The sequence below is a fragment of the Streptomyces sp. M2CJ-2 genome (assembly GCF_016757295.1).
GTDB lineage: Bacteria > Actinomycetota > Actinomycetes > Streptomycetales > Streptomycetaceae > Streptomyces.
The window spans coordinates 1-16865 of record NZ_JAESIF010000034.1; the positions used below are offsets into that span (position 1 = coordinate 1).

Annotated in this window: 2 protein-coding genes; both read left to right on the plus strand. The window is 73.2% G+C overall.

Going from position 1 to position 16865, the window contains the following annotated elements:
• Window positions 1–6513, plus strand: a 6513-nt coding sequence (locus JL475_RS23550) for a non-ribosomal peptide synthetase (RefSeq protein ID WP_202279839.1), incomplete at its 5' end; no start/stop codon positions are given.
• Between the two features lie 14 nt (window positions 6514–6527).
• On the plus strand, window positions 6528–16859 hold the full coding sequence (locus JL475_RS23555) for a non-ribosomal peptide synthetase (RefSeq protein ID WP_202279841.1): 10332 nt from the start codon (window positions 6528–6530) through the stop codon (window positions 16857–16859).
• The last annotated feature ends 6 nt before the right edge of the window (window positions 16860–16865 follow it).

A 16865-nucleotide genomic window follows, 5' to 3' on the forward strand; every position in this document is an offset into this window, starting at 1 on the left:
TTCGTGGTGCTGGAGGCGCTGCCGCTGACCGCCAACGGCAAGCTGGACCGCAGGGCGCTGCCGGCCCCCGACTTCGGTTCTCTGGTCACGGGGCGGGAGCCGCGCACCGAGCGTGAGGAGCTGTTGTGCGGGCTGTTCGCGGAGGTGCTGGGGCTGGAGCGGGTCGGCGTCGAGGACGGCTTCTTCGAGTTGGGTGGGGACAGTATCGTCTCGATCCAGTTGGTGAGCCGGGCGCGTAAGGCGGGGCTGGTGCTGACGCCGCGGCAGGTGTTCCAGCACAAGACGGCCGCGGCGCTGGCCGAGGTGGCCGAGGTGGCCGTGGTGGGCGGGGCGGCCGGGCCGGATCCGCTGGACGGGCCGGGGCCGGTGGCGGTGACGCCGATCATGCACTGGTTGCGGGAGCTGGGTGGTCCGGTCGACGGGTTCAACCAGTCGATGTTGGTGCGTGCTCCGGCCGGGTGTGCGCGGGCGGACCTGGTGGCGGCGCTGCAGGTGGTGCTGGATCACCATGATGCGTTGCGGATGCGGCTGGGCCGTGGGGACGGCGAGTGGTCGCCGCGGATACAGCCGAAGGGCGTGGTGCGGGCCGAGGACCTGCTGGAGCGGGTGGATGTCGCCGGGCTGGGTGCGGCGGGGCTGCGGGCTGTGGTGGCCGGGCTTTCCCGGGCGGCGCAGGGCCGGCTCTCCCCGGAGGCCGGGGTGATGGTGCAGGCGGTGTGGTTCGATGCCGGGCCTGCCGTGGCGGGTCGTCTGTTGCTGGTGGTGCATCACTTGGTGGTGGACGGGATCTCGTGGCGGGTGCTGCTGCCGGATCTGGCGGCGGCGCACGCGGCGGTGGCGGCGGGGCGGGAGCCGGTGCTGGAGCCGGTGGGCACCTCGCTGCGGCGGTGGGCCGCGCTGCTGGCCGAGTCGGCCGGCGGGCCGGAGCGGGAGGCCGAGCTGGCGGTGTGGACCGGGATGCTGGAGGGGCCGGATCCGCGGTTGTCCGCGGGTGGTCTGGATCCGGTGCGGGATGTGGCCGGGGCGGTGGAGCGGGTGTCGTTGAGCCTGTCCCCGGAGGAGACCGAGCCGTTGCTGACCCGGGTGCCGGCGGTGTTCCACGCCGGGGTGAACGATGTGCTGCTGACCGGGTTCGCGCTGGCGGTGGCGGACTGGCGGCGTCGTCGGGGGCAGGGGGCCGCCGGTGGGGTGCTGCTGGATCTGGAGGGGCACGGTCGGGAGGAGATCGCCGAGGGGGTGGACACGTCCCGGACGGTGGGCTGGTTCACCAGTCTGTTCCCGGTGCGGCTCGATCCCGGGGTGGCCGAGGGGGAGTGGGATGAGGTGTGGGCCGGGGGTCCGGCCGCGGGCCGGGCGATGAAGACGGTCAAGGAGCAGTTGCGGGCGCTGCCGGACAACGGGGTCGGGTACGGGCTGCTGCGGCACCTGAACCCGCGGACCGGTCCGGAGCTGGCCGGGCTGCCGGTCCCGCAGCTGGGGTTCAACTATCTGGGCCGGTTCGACACCACCGCCGGTGACGACGCCACCGCCGCCGACTGGTCGGTGTGCGCCGACGTCGACCTCGGCGACGGCCACGACCCGGCCGGCCGGGTCGCGCACGCCCTGGAGCTGAACGCGGTGACGCAGGACCACGCGGACGGGCCCCGGCTGGTGGCCGGCTGGTCCTGGCCGGGCGCCCTGTTCGGCGAGGCGGAGGTGCGGGAGCTGGCCGAGGGCTGGTTCCGCGCCCTGCGCGCCCTGACCGCGCACGCGGAGAAACCGGAGGCGGGCGGTTACACGCCCTCCGACCTCCCCCTGGTCAACATCACGCAGGAGCAGATCGACCGGCTGGAGTCCGAACGGCCCGGGCTCGCCGACGTCCTGCCGTTGTCGCCGCTGCAGCAGGGTCTGCTGTTCCACGCGGTGTACGACGAGCAGGCGGCCGACGTCTACACCGTCCAGTTCGCCTTCGAGATCGAGGGCGCGCTGGACGCCGGGGCGCTGCGCGCCGCGGCGGACGCCGTGCTGCGCCGCCACGCCAACCTGCGGGCCTGCTTCGTGCACGCGGACCTGGACCAGCCGGTGCAGGTGATTCCCCGCGCGGTGGAGCTGCCCTGGGCCGACGTCGACCTGTCCGGCCTGCCCGGCGAGGCCGAGCGGGAGGCCGAACTCGCCCGCTGGCTGGCCGAGGACCGTGCCCGCCGCTTCGACCTGGCCCGCCCGCCCCTGATGCGCTTCACGCTCATCACCATGGGCCCGGACCGCTACCGATTCGTCATCACCAACCACCACATCCTGCTCGACGGCTGGTCCATGCCGCTGGTGCTGGACGAGCTGTTCCGGCTGTACGGCAACGGCGGGAACGAGTCGGTACTCCCGCGGGTCACCCCGTACCGGGACCACCTGGCCTGGCTGTCCCGGCAGGACCGGGCCGCGGCGGAAGCCACGTGGCGGGAGGCGCTGGCCGGAGTGGAGGAGCCGACCCTGCTGGCCGTGCCGGATCCGCTGCGGGAGCCGGTGGCGCCGGAGCGGGTGCGGCTGGAGCTGCCGGAGGAGCTGACCGCGGCGCTGGCGGAGTGGGCCCGCGGCCGGGGCGTGACCGTCAACACCGTGGTGCAGGCTGCCTGGGCGATGGTCGTCGGGCAGCTCACCGGCCGGGACGACGTGGTCTTCGGCGCGACCGTCTCCGGCCGGCCGCCGGAGATCCCGGGCATCGAGTCGATGGTCGGCCTGTTCATCAACACCCTGCCGGTCCGCGTGCGGCTCGACGCCGCGGAGACCCTGGAGGGCCTGCTGGCCCGGCTCCAGGACCAGCAGGCCCGGCTGATGGACCACCAGTACCTGGGCCTGGCCGACATCCAGAAGCTCACCCCTGTCAGCGGTGAACTGTTCGACACCGTCGTCATCTTCGAGAACTACCCCGTCGATGCCGCCAACCTGCAGCGGTCGGCGGGCGGGCTGGGCATCGTCGACGGACAGAACCACGAGGGCACCCACTACGCGCTCAGCCTCACCGTCGGCCTCGGCAGCTCCCTCAGCCTGGACTTCGGCTACCGGCCCGACCTGTTCGACCGGGAGCGGATCGAATCCCTGGGCGACTGTCTGCTCCGCCTGCTCCGGGAGGCCGGGCCCAACGCCGGACAGCCGGTCGGCCGGATATCGCTCCTGGCACCGCGGGACGAGCAGCGGGTGCTGAAGGAGTGGAACGACACCGCCCATCCGGTGCAGCCGATTCCGCTGCTGGACCTCCTTGAGACGCGGGTGGCCTGGACTCCGGGCGCCGCCGCCGTCCTGTACGAGGACACGGTCGTGACCTACGCGGAGCTGAACGCCAGGGCCAACCGGCTGGCGCATCTGCTCATCGCCCGCGGCGCGAGCCCCGAGCGGTACGTGGCCGTCGCCCTGCCCCGGTCGGTGGACATGGTCGTGGCGCTGCTGGCGGTGCTCAAGTCCGGGGCGGCCTACATCCCGCTGGACCCGGAGCACCCGGCCGAGCGACTCGGCCACATCCTCGGGGACGCCCGGCCCTCCCTCCTGCTGACCACGGCACAGACCGCCGCGGCCCTCCCGGAGAACGAGACGCGGACACTGCTCCTCGACGTCCCGGAGACCGTGGCGGACCTGGCCGGGCGGCCCGACGGGAATCCGACGGACGCCGACCGCACCGTCCCGCTGTCCGGGGAGCACCCGGCGTACGCCATCTACACCTCGGGGTCCACCGGCCGTCCCAAGGGCGTGGTGATCCCCCGGAACGCCCTGGACAACTTCATGGCGGCGATGGCCCTGCGGGTCCCCATGGGGGCGGGCGACCGGCTGGTCGCGGTCACCACGGTGTCCTTCGACATCGCCGCCCTGGAGCTGTACCTGCCGTTGCTGGCGGGCGCCGGCGTGGTCCTCGCGAACAAGGACGCCGTGCACGACCCGGCGGCCATGGCCGCCCTCGTCGCCCGGCACGGCGGCACCGTGCTGCAGGCCACGCCGTCCCTGTGGCAGGCGCTGGTCGCACACGACGCCGAGGCCGTCCGGGGCCTGCGGATGCTGGTCGGCGGCGAGGCCGTCCCGGTCTCCCTGGCCGCGGCGATGACCGACGTCGCCGCGGAGGTCGTCAACGTCTACGGGCCGACGGAGACCACCATCTGGTCAACGACGGCCGGCCTGGACGGCGGGCCGGGCACCCCGTCGATCGGTCGGCCCATCCTGAACACCCAGGTGTATGTGCTCGACGGTGCGCTGCGTCCGGTGCCGTCGGGGGTGGCGGGCGAGCTGTACATCGCGGGTACCGGTCTGGCCCGCGGCTACCTGGGCCGTCCGGAGCTGACCGCGGAGCGGTTCGTGGCCAACCCCTTCGGCGGGGCCGGTGACCGGATGTACCGCACCGGCGACGTGGTGCGCTGGACGGACGAGGCCGAGCTGGAGTACCTGGGCCGTACGGACTTCCAGGTGAAGGTCCGCGGCTTCCGGATCGAGCTCGGCGAGATCGAGACCGTCCTGGCGGAGCACCCGCAGGTGGCGCAGGTTGCCGTGGTGGTCCGGGAGGACCAGCCGGGGGTCAAGCGGCTCGCGGCGTACGTGGTGCCGCAGCCCGGCCGGGAAGCGCCCGGGGCGGAGGAGCTGCGGGCCCTTGTGACCGGGACGCTGCCGGAGTACATGGTGCCGTCGGCGTTCGTCACCCTGGACGCGCTGCCGCTGAACACCAACGGCAAGCTGGACCGCAAGGCCCTGCCGGCCCCCGACTTCGGCACCCTGGCCGCCGGGAGGGAGCCGCGCACTCCGCGCGAGGAGCTGCTGTGCCGGCTGTTCGCGGAGGTCCTGGGCCTGGAGCGGGTCGGTGCGGAGGACAGCTTCTTCGCCCTGGGCGGCGACAGCGTCCTGTCGATCCAGCTGGTGAGCCGGGCCCGGCAGGCCGGCCTGGTGCTGACCCCGCGCGAGGTGTTCCGTCACAAGACGGTGGAGGCGCTGGCCGCCGCCCTGCCCGAGGGGCCGGGGGAACCACGGGTCCCGGAGGATCCCGAGGACGCCGACCCGGCGGTCGGTGTCGTGCCACTGACGCCGATCATCCACTGGTTGCGCGAGTCCGGCGGCCCGGTGGACGGCTTCAACCAGTCGGCCGCCTCGCCCGTCCCCGGTGACCTCACCCGGGAGCAGCTTGCCGCCACGCTGCAGGCCGTTCTCGACCACCACGACGCGCTGCGGATGCGGCTGGACCGCACCGCCGGCGAGTGGACGCTGCGGATACAGCCGAAGGGCGCGGTGCGGGCGGAGGACGTGATCCATCGCCTCGACGTGGCCGGTCTGGACGCCGACGAACTGCAGGCGGAGACGGCCCGGCAGGCACAGGCCGCCCAGGAACGGCTCTCCCCGGACGCCGGGGTGATGGTGCAGGCGGTGTGGTTCGACGCGGGCGCCGACCGGATGGGAGGGCTGCTGCTGGTCGTCCACCACCTGGTTGTCGACGGCGTGTCCTGGCGGATCCTGATGCCCGACCTGATGGCCGCACACGAGGCGGTCGTCACCGGCCGGAAGCCGGAGCTGGAGCCGGTGTGGACCTCCTTCCGCCAGTGGGCCAAGGGCCTGTCGGCGGAGGCACTCTCCCCAGCCCGGACGGCGGAACTGCCCGTGTGGACCGGGATGCTGCAGGGGGCCGAGGAGCCACCGCTGGGCACGCGGCGGCTGGACCCGGCACGGGATGCCGCGGCCACCGGCCGACGGCTCGAACTGACCCTGCCCGCCGAGTGGACGGGGCCGCTGCTCACCCGGGTGCCGACGGTGTTCCACGCCGGGGTCAACGACGTGCTGCTCACCGCGTTCGCGCTGGCCGTGGCGGACTGGCGGCGGCGCAGGGACCGGGGAGCCGGCTCCGGGGCGCTGATCGACCTCGAGGGCCACGGACGGGAGGAGATCCTGGGCGAGGTCATGCCCGACGCGGACGTCTCCCGGACGGTCGGCTGGTTCACCAGCCTCTTCCCGGTCCGGCTCGACCCCGGCGTCGGCGCCGGGGAGTGGGAAGAGATCTGGGCCGGCGGCCCGGCGGTGGGCCGGGCGCTGGAGGCGGTCAAGGGACAGCTGGAGGCCCTGCCGGACAACGGGGTCGGCTACGGCCTGTTGCGGTACCTGAACCCGCGGACCGGGCAGGTGCTGGCCGGCCTGCCTGTTCCGCAGATCGGGTTCAACTATCTCGGCCGGTTCGTGGTCGGGGCGGAGGAGAACGACGGCGGCGCCGGTGACCCGGCCGCGGGCGGAGGCTCCGGCGGCAGCGACGCTGACATGCCGTTCCGCCACGCGTTGGAACTGAACGCGCTGACCCGGGACCACGCGGACGGGCCGCGGCTGGTGGCCGGCTGGTCCTGGCCGGGCGCCCTGTTCGGCGAGGCGGAGGTGCGGGAGCTGGCCGAGGGCTGGTTCCGGGCGCTGAAGGCCGTCGTGGCACACGCCGAGCGGCCGGACGCGGGGGTTTCCACCTCGTCGGGTCTGTCCCTGATGGTCGATCTGTCGCAGGACGAGATCGACGAGTTCGAAGACGAGTTCGGGTTCTGAGCGGAGAGAGTGAAATGAAGAAGTCACGGATCGAGGACGCGCTCCCCCTCTCGCCGCTGCAGCAGGGACTGCTGTTCCACGCGCAGTACGACGAGCAGGGCCCGGACGTCTACACCATGCAGTTCGTCTTCGAGATCGAGGGCGCGCTGGATGCCGGGGCGCTGCGCGCCGCGGCCGCCGCGGTGCTGCGCCGCCACGCCAACCTGCGGGCCTGCTTCCGCTACCGCAAGAACGGCGACCCGGTGCAGCTCGTCCTGAGCGAGGTGGAGCTGCCCTGGACCGACGTGGACCTGTCCGGTCTGCCCGGCGAGGCCGAGCGGGAGGCCGAACTCGCCCGGGTGACGGCCGAGGACCGGGAACGCCGCTTCGACCTGGCGCAGCCGCCCCTGATGCGCTTCACGCTCGTCACCATGGGGCCCGGCCGCTACCGCTTCTTCTTCACCAACCACCACATCCTCCTCGACGGTTGGTCGAAGACCCTGCTCGTCGGCGAGCTGTTCGGGCTGTACGGACTGCACAGGAGCGGCGGGGACGAGTCGGCACTGCCGCGCGTGACCCCCTACCGCGACTACCTGGGCTGGCTGACCAGACAGGACCGGGCGGCGGCCGAGACCGCCTGGCGGGAGGTCCTCGGCGGCGTCGAGGAGCCCACGCTGCTCGCCGCCCCCGACCCGCTGCGGGAGCCGGTGGCGCCGGAGCGGGTGCGGATGGCACTGTCCGAGGAGTCGACCGCGGCACTGGTCCGGTGGGCACGCGACCGGGGCATCACCGTCAACACCGTGGTGCAGGCGGCCTGGGCGATGGTGCTCGGCTGCTTCACCGGCCGCGGTGATGTGGTGTTCGGCGCGACCGTCTCCGGCCGGCCGCCGGAGATCCCGGGCATCGAGTCGATGGTCGGCCTGTTCATCAACACCCTGCCGGTCCGTGTGCGGCTCGACGCCGCGGAGACCGTGGACGCGCTGGTGGACCGGTTGCAGGACCAGCAGGCCGGGCTGATGGACCACCAGTACCTGGGCCTCACCGACCTTCAGCGGTTCACCTCCGTCGGCGGTGAACTCTTCGACACCCTCCTGGTCTTCGAGAACTACCCCGTCGACGCGGAGGGGCTGCAGAAGTCCGCGGGCGGTCTGGGCATCGTCGACGGCCGGACCGAGGAGGGCACCCACTACCCGCTCAGCCTCCTGACCCACGTCGGTGCCGCGCTCGGCCTCGAGATCAGCTACCGCCCCGACCTCTTCGACCGGCACCGGATCGACGACCTGGGCACCGCCCTGCTGCGGCTGCTCGAGAGGGTTCCGGGCCACGGACAGCGGCCCGTCGGCCGGCTGTCCCTCCTTGCCCCCCGGGACGAGCAGCGCGTCCTGGAGGAGTGGAACGACACCGCCCGGACGGTGCGGCAGGTCCCGCTGCCGGAGCTGTTCGCGGCGCAGGTGGCCCGCACCCCGGAGGCCGCCGCCGTCGTGCACCGGGACACGTCCCTGGGCTACGCGGAGCTGAACACCCGCGCCAACCGGCTCGCCCACGCGCTGATCGGGCGCGGCGTGGGGCCGGAGCAGATCGTCGCCCTGGCCCTTCCCCGCTCGCCGGAGATGATCGTCGCCCTGTGGGCGGTGCTCAAGACCGGAGCCGCCTACCTTCCGGTGGACCCGGACTACCCGGCCGACCGGATCGTCCACATGCTCACCGACGCCCGGCCCGCCGTCGTCCTGACGGACCGGGAGACCGCGGCCGTCCTGCCGGAGACGGACGGCGATGCGGTGCCCCGGCTCGTCCTCGACACCCCGGAGGCCGCGGAACTCCTGCGGGACCGGCCGGAAACCGACCCGACGGACGCCGACCGCACCGCGCCGCTGTCCGTGCGGCACCCCGCTTACGTGATCTACACCTCCGGTTCCACCGGCCGCCCCAAGGGCGTGGTCATGCCCGGTGCTGCCCTGGTGAACCTCTTCGCCTGGCACGACGAGGCCCTCCCCGGCGGACCGGGTGTCAGGACCGCCCAGTTCACCGCCATCAGCTTCGACGTCTCCGCCCAGGAGATCCTCTCCACCCTGCTCTCCGGCCGGACCCTGGTCATCCCCGACAACGATCTCCGGCGGGACCCGGCCGCCTTCGTCCGCTGGCTCGACCAGTACGAGATCAACGAGCTGTACGCACCGAACCTGGTGATCGACGCGCTGTGCGAGGAGGCCAACGAGCAGGGACTCGCCCTGCCCGCTCTCCGCCACATGGCGCAGGCCGGCGAAGCACTGGTGCCCAGTGGGCAGATCCGCGGGTTCCACGCGGAAGACGGCACGGAGCGCCGACTGCACAACCACTACGGCCCCACCGAGACCCATGTGGTCACGGCGGGCACGCTGCCCGAGCGCGCGGCCGACTGGCCGGACCGCCCCACGATCGGCCGGCCCATCGCCAACACCCAGGTGTACGTGCTGGACGCCGCGCTGCGCCCGGTTCCGCCGGGGGTGGCCGGCGAGCTGTACCTGGCGGGCGTTCAGCTGGCCCGCGGCTATCTGGGCCGTCCGGCCCTGACCGCGGAGCGGTTCGTCGCCAACCCGTTCGGCACACCGGGCGAGCGGATGTACCGCACCGGCGACGTCGTGCGCTGGACGTCCGAGGGCGAGCTGGAGTACCTGGGCCGGTCCGACCACCAGGTGAAGGTGCGTGGTTTCCGGATCGAGCTGGGCGAGATCGAGACGGCACTGGCCGTGCACCAGGCGGTCGGGCAGGTTGCTGTGGTGGCCCGCGAGGACCGGCCCGGCTCCAGGCAGCTCGTCGCCTACGTCGTGCCGGCTGCCGGCCAGGAGGCTCCCGGTGCCGACGCCCTGCGCGCCCACCTCAACGGAGTACTTCCCGACTACATGGTCCCGGCCGCGTTCGTCGCCCTCGACGCGCTGCCGCTGAACCCCAACGGCAAGCTGGACCGCAGGGCCCTGCCCGCCCCGGACTTCGGCACCCTGGCCACGGGCCGGGAGCCGCGCACGGCGCTGGAGAAGGAGCTGTGCGGGCTGTTCGCCGAGGTGCTGGGCCTGGAGAAGGTCGGCATCGACGACGGCTTCTTCGACCTGGGCGGGCACTCGCTGCTGGCCACCCGGCTGGTCTCCCGCATCCGCACCGTCCTCGAGGTCGAACTGCCGGTGCGGGCGCTGTTCGAGGCGCCGACGCCGGCCGCGCTGGCCGAGCGGCTCGGCGATGCCGCCGGTGCCCGTCAGGCGCTGCGTCCCATGGAGCGGCCGGCGGAGATCCCGCTGTCGCCGGCCCAGCGGCGGCTGTGGTTCCTCGGCCGTTTCGAGGGGACCAGCGCGACGTACAACCTGCCGATGGCGGTGCGGCTGAGCGGCGGGCTGGACGTGGCGGCGCTGGCCGCGGCGCTGGGCGACGTGGTGGCCCGGCACGAGAGCCTGCGTACCGTCTTCCCCGATGTCGACGGCCGGCCCCGGCAGCTGGTGCTGGACGCGGAGGCCGCCCGGCCCGAACTGCGTGTCGTGGAGACCACCGCCGGGGAGTTGGACGCGGTGCTGGCGGAGGCGGCCGGGGAGGGCTTCGACCTGGCGACCGGGATCCCGCTGCGGGCCCAGCTGTTCGCCCTGGGCCCGGACGAGCACGTGCTGCTGGTGGTGGTGCACCACATCGCGGGTGACGGCTGGTCGATGGCCCCGCTGGCCCGGGATCTGTCGGCCGCGTATGCGGCCCGCTGTGCGGGTCAGGCGCCGGTGTGGGCGCCGCTGCCGGTGCAGTACGCGGACTACACCCTGTGGCAGCGCGAGGTCCTCGGCGACGAGGAGGACGCGGACAGCGAGCTGGCCCGCCAGGTGGGCTACTGGCGGGACACGCTGGCCGGCCTGCCCGAGGAGCTGGCGCTGCCCGCCGACCGGCCCCGCCCGGCGGAGATGAGCCACCGCGGCGACAGCGTCCCGTTCCGGATCGGCGCCGGCCTGCACCGTTCGCTGGCCGCCCTGGCCCGCGAGACCGGCACCAGCCTGTTCATGGTGATGCAGGCCGGACTGGCGGCGCTGCTGCACCGGCTCGGCGCGGGCGAGGACATCCCGATCGGTTCGCCGATCGCGGGGCGGACCGACGAGGCGCTGGACGAGCTGGTCGGGTTCTTCGTCAACACCCTGGTGCTGCGCACCGACGTCTCCGGTGACCCGACCTTCCGCGAGCTGGTGGAGCGGGTGCGGGAGGCGGACCTGGCGGCCTACGCCCACCAGGACGTGCCGTTCGAGCGGCTGGTCGAGGTCCTCAACCCGGCCCGCTCCCTGGCCCGCCACCCCCTGTTCCAGGTGATGCTGTCCTTCCAGAACAACGCCGAGGCCGCCCTGGAGCTGCCCGGCGTGCGGACCGCCGCCCGGCCCGTCGCCCTGGACGCCTCCAACTTCGACCTGTCGGTCGCCCTGGAGGAACGGCACGCCGCGGACGGCAGCCCGGCCGGTATTGACGGAGGCGTCGAGTACGCCACCGACCTCTTCGACCGGGAGACGGCGGAGGAATTGGCTGCCCGGCTGGCGCGGCTGCTCGAGGCAGTCACCGCCGACCCCGACCGCCCGGTCGGATCGGCCGAGATCCTGGACGCGGCGGAGCGCGAGCGGATACTCGTCGAGTGGAACGACACCGCTCTCGCCACCGCACCGGCCACGCTGCCGGAGCTGTTCGAGGCGCAGGCGGCCCGCACTCCGGACGCCACCGCGCTGGTCTTCCACGACACCTGGCTGTCCTTCGCCGAGTTGAACGCATGGGCCAACCGGCTGGCCCACCACCTGGTCGGTCAGGGCGTCGGCCCCGAGCAACTGGTGGCCATCTCGCTGCCGCGCTCGGTGGAGAGCATCGTCGCCCTGCTGGCCATCATGAAGGCGGGAGCCGCCTACGTGCCGGTCGACCCGGACTACCCGGCCGACCGGATCGCCCATATGCTCACCGACTCCGCCCCCGCGGTGGTACTGCGGGACCTGGCGCAGGTGCGCGACCTGCCGGAGCGGCTGTCAGGAGCCGACCTCACCGACGCCGACCGGCTCGCCCCGCTCACCCCGTCCCACCCGGCCTACGTGATCTACACCTCTGGCTCCACCGGACGCCCCAAGGGCGTGATCATCGAACACCGCAGCATCGTCAACCTCTTCCGCGCCCACCTCGAGCGGCTGCATGCGCCCGAACTCGAGGCGGCCGGCCGCCGCTACCGGGTGGCCCTGCAGGCGGCGCTGTCCTTCGATGCCTCGCTGGACCCGCTGATATGGGCGGTCGGCGGTCACGAACTGCACCTCATCGACGACGACACCCGGCACGACGCCGCGGCCTACGTCGAGTACGTGCAACGTGCCGGGATCGACATGCTCGACATAACCCCCTCGCACTTCCAGCAGCTCATGGAGCACGGACTGCTCCGTGACGGGAAGCCGGCCCCACGGTTGGTCGGACTGGGCGGCGAGGCCACCGGCGAGGCCCTGTGGGAGGAGTTGCGGCAGGTCCCCGGCCTCACCACCTACAACCTCTACGGCCCGACCGAGTTCACGGTGGACGCCCTGGGCGCCCGATTCGACGAGTCGGACCGTCCGGTGGTGGGCCGACCGCTCGCCAACGGCCGTGCCTATGTGCTCGACGCCGCGCTGCGGCCGGTGCCGCCGGGGGTTCCGGGCGAGCTGTACCTGGCCGGCGTCCAGCTGGCCCGCGGCTACCTGAACCGCCCCGGCCTGACCGCGGAGCGGTTCGTGGCGGATCCGTTCGGCGGGCCGGGGGAGCGGATGTACCGCACCGGCGACCTGGCGCGCTGGACCCGCGATGGCCTCATCGACTACCTGGGCCGGGTCGACGACCAGGTCAAACTCCGTGGCTTCCGCATCGAGCTGGGCGAGATCGAGGCGGCCCTGGCCGCCCATCCGGCGATGGGGCAGGTGGCCGTGATCGTCCGTGAGGACCGGCCCGGCATCCGGCAGCTGGTCGCCTATGCGGTGGCCGCCCCCGGACACACCGTTCCCGAAGCCGCCGAACTCCGTACCCACCTGGCCGGACAGCTGCCCGAGTACATGGTCCCGGCCGCCTTCGTCGCCCTCGACGCCCTGCCGCTGAATCCCAACGGCAAGCTGGACCGCAAGGCCCTGCCCGTCCCCGATGCCGAGGCCCTCACCACGGGCCGGGAGCCGCGCACCGCGCAGGAGAAGAAGCTGTGCGGGCTGTTCGCCGAGGTGCTGGGCCTGGAGAAGGTCGGCATCGACGACAGCTTCTTCGACCTGGGCGGGCACTCGCTGCTCGCCACCCGGCTGGTCAGCCGCATCCGCACCGCACTCGGCGCCGAACTGCCGGTGCGGGCGCTGTTCGAGGCACCCACCGTCGCCGCGCTGGCCGAGCGGCTCGGTGACGCCGCCGGCGCCCGGAAGGCGCTGACGGTGCGGGAGCGGCCGGCGGAGATCCCGCTGTCGCCGGCCCAGCGGCGGCAGTGGTTCCTCGGCCGGATCGAGGGCCCCAGCGGCACCTACAACCTGCCGATGGCGGTGCGGCTGACCGGCGGGCTGGACGTGGCGGCGCTGGCCGCGGCGCTGGGCGATGTGGTGGCCCGGCACGAGTCGCTGCGCACCGTCTTCCCCGAGGTCGACGGCCGGCCCCGGCAGCTGGTGCTGGACGCCGAGGCCGCCCGGCCCGAACTGCGTGTCACCGAGACCACCGCCGGGGAGCTGGACGCGGTGCTGGCGGAGGCCGCCGGGGAGGGCTTCGACCTGGCGACCGAGATCCCGCTGCGGGCCCGGCTGTTCGTGCTCGGGGAAGCCGAGCACGTGCTGCTGGTCGTCCTGCACCACATCGCGGGTGACGGCTGGTCGATGGCCCCGCTGGGGCGGGACCTGTCGGCGGCCTATGCGGCCCGCTGTGCGGGTCAGGCGCCGGTGTGGGCGCCGCTGCCGGTGCAGTACGCGGACTACACGCTGTGGCAGCGGGAGGTCCTCGGCGACGAGGAGGACCCGGACAGCGAGCTGGCCCGCCAGGTGGACTACTGGAAGCAGACCCTGGCCGGTCTGCCGGAGGAGCTGGCGCTGCCCGCCGACCGGCCCCGCCCCGCGAAGGCGAGCCACCGCGGCGACAACGTCCCGTTCAGCCTCTCCGCCGAGGTGCACCAGCGACTGCTGTCGCTGGCGCAGGAGAGCCGGAGCAGCCTGTTCATGGTGGTGCAGGCCGGACTGGCGGCGCTGCTGCACCGGCTCGGCGCGGGTGAGGACATCCCGGTCGGCACCGTGATCGCGGGGCGTACGGACGAGGCGCTGGACGAGCTGGTCGGGTTCTTCGTCAACACCCTGGTGCTGCGCACCGACCTGTCCGGTGACCCGACCTTCCGTGAGCTGGTGGAGCGGGTGCGGGAGGCGGACCTGGCGGCCTACGCCAACCAGGACGTGCCGTTCGAGCGGCTGGTCGAGGTCCTCAACCCGGCCCGCTCCCTGGCCCGCCACCCCCTCTTCCAGGTGCTGCTCGCCTTCCAGAACAACGGCGAGGCCACTCTCGACCTGGCAGGCGTGCAGGCCGGACCGCAGAACATCGGCCTGAGCAGCGCCAAGTTCGACCTCGCCTTCCAGCTGGGTGAGTGGTTCGGTGAGGACGGTTCGGCCGGCGGCATCGCCGGCAACGTCGAGTACGCCACCGATCTGTTCGACCGGGAGACCGTGGAGGCGCTGGCGGCCCGGCTGGTGCGCCTGTTGGAGAAGGTCGCGGCCCGGCCCGATGCCCGGGTCGGCGCGGTGGAGGTGCTCTCCGACGAGGAGCGGCACCGGGTGCTGGAGCAGTGGAACGACACCGCCCGCCGGGTGCCGACCGGCACGGTGCCGGAACTGTTCGAGGCGCAGGTGGCCCGCACCCCGGACGCCACCGCGGTGGTCCACGAGGACACCGTGCTCACCTACGCGGAGCTGGACGCACGGGCCAACCGGCTGGCCCGGCTGCTGATCGCCCGCGGCGCCGGCCCGGAGCGGCTGGTGGCCGTGGCGCTGTCCCGCTCGGTGGAGAACGCGGTGGCGCAGCTCGCCGCGGCCAAGGCGGGCGCGGCGTTCCTGCCGGTCGATCCGGCCTATCCGGCCGACCGGATCGCCTACATGCTCACCGACGCCGCCCCCGCGCTGGTGGTCACCACCACCAGCGGCGCTGCGGGCGTACTGACGGCCGGCACCGCGACCGTGGTGCTGGACGACGCCGCCACCGTGGCGGAACTGGAGCGGCAGTCGGCCATCGCGCCGCGTGACGCCGACCGGCTCGCCCCGCTGTCCGTGCACCACCCGGCCTACGTGATCTACACCTCCGGCTCCACCGGCCGCCCCAAGGGCGTGGTGGTCACCCATGTCGGAGTGGGCAACCTCGCCTCGGCGCAAGGAGAGCGGTTCGCCGTGGACTCCTCCAGCCGGGTGCTGCAGTTCGCCTCGCCGAGCTTCGACGCCGCGGTCTCGGAGCTGTACGTGGCCTGGTTCTCCGGCGCCGCCGTGGTCCTGGCCCCGGCGGACCGGCTGGCCCCGGGTGCGCCGCTGGCCGAGCTGGTCGAGTGGCAGGAGGTGACGCACGCGACCATCCCGCCCGTGGCCCTGACGGCGATGGAGCCGGAGCAGTTGACGCCGGTGCGCTCGCTGACCGTGGCCGGCGAGGCCTGTTCCGCTGAGACCGCCGACCTCTGGGCGGCGGGTCGCCGCATGGTCAACGCCTACGGCCCGAGCGAGACCACCGTCTGCGCGACCATGAGCGCGCCCCTGGCCCCCGGTGGCGGCACCCCGACGATCGGCCGGCCGATCACCAACACCCGGGTGTACGTCCTCGACGCCGGACTGGGCCCCGTGCCGCCCGGCGTGGCCGGTGAGCTGTATGTCGCGGGCGTGGGCCTGGCCCGCGGCTATCTGGGCCGCCCGGCCCTGACCGCCGAGCGGTTCGTGGCGTGCCCGTTCGGCGCGCCGGGGGAGCGGATGTACCGCACCGGCGACCTGGCCCGCTGGACCGCCGACGGTGAGCTGGAGTACCTGGGCCGGGCCGACGACCAGGTCAAGCTGCGCGGTTTCCGCATCGAGCTGGGCGAGATCGAGTCGGTGCTGCGCTCCCACGAGCGGGTGGCGCAGGCCGTGGCCGTCGTCCGCGAGGACCGGCCCGGCGACCGGCGGCTGGTCGCCTACACGGTGTCGGCCGACGGCCGGACGCCGGAGGCGGCGGAGCTGCGCGCCCACGTGGCCGCGGCGCTGCCGGAGTACATGGTGCCGGCGGCCTTCGTGGCCCTGGACGCCCTCCCGGTGACCGCCAATGGCAAGTTGGACCGGCGGGCGCTGCCCGCCCCCGACTTCTCCGCCACGGCCGTCGGACGGGGACCGCGGACTCCGCAGGAGGAAATCCTGTGCGGCCTGTTCGCCGAGGTCCTCGGAGTCGAGCGGGTCGGGATCGACGACAACTTCTTCGAGCTGGGAGGGGACAGCATCTCCTCGATCCGGCTGGTGAGTCGTATCCGCTCGGTCCTGGGGGTGAAGGTCGGTAACCGAGGCATCTTCGAGGCGCCGACCGTGGCCCGGCTGATGGAGGGGCTGGGCACCGGTGCAGGCGGGGACGGCTTCGAGGTGCTGCTGCCGCTGCGCACGGGCGGGGACCGCCCACCGTTGTTCTGCGTGCACGGCGCCGGCGGGCTCAGCTGGCCCTACGCCGAGTTCACGAAGCACATCCGCGGGGATCACCCCATCTACGGTCTGCAGGCGCGTGGCCTCGACGGGACGGAGGGGATCCCGACGACCATCGAGGAGGTGGCGGCCGACTGCATCCGGGAGATGCGTACGGTCCGGCCGCACGGTCCGTACCACCTCGTCGGATGGTCCTTCGGCGGACTGGTGGCCCACGCGATCGCCACGGAGCTGCAGGCGGCGGGGGAGGAGGTCGGCCTCCTGATCAATCTCGACCAGCCGCCCCACGACGAGGACCAGGACGAGGAACCCGTCATTCCCGAGGAGCGGGACGTCCTCGCCACGCTGCTGGACTTCGTGGGTTATGACATCTCTCAGCTGGATGACGGTCCCCTCGACCACGCGGAGGTCATGCGGATCATCCGGGAGCACGACAGCGCGCTCGCGACCCTCGAAGAGAACCACATCACGGCCTTCACGAAGGTCGGGATCAACAACCACCGGCTTGGTGCCGGATTCAGGCCCGCTCCCTTCCACGGCGACCTACTGCTGTTCGTGTCGACCGTGGGCACGGAGGACCCGGAGCGCAAGATTTCCGGTTCGGCCGCCTCATGGCGACCGCACGTGAGGGGTGAGATCTCCACCCACCCGATCGCGGCCCACCATGCGCATCTGCTGCAGCCGGGACCCGCGGCCGAAATCGGCAGGGTCGTCCATGAAAAGCTCCTCGAACTCCACTAAAGGAAA

Bases quoted from the DNA above. Each gene is read 5' to 3' on its own strand.
- JL475_RS23555 (WP_202279841.1), top strand. From the start codon at position 6,528: ATGAAGAAGTCACGGATCGAGGACGCGCTCCCCCTCTCGCCGCTGCAG.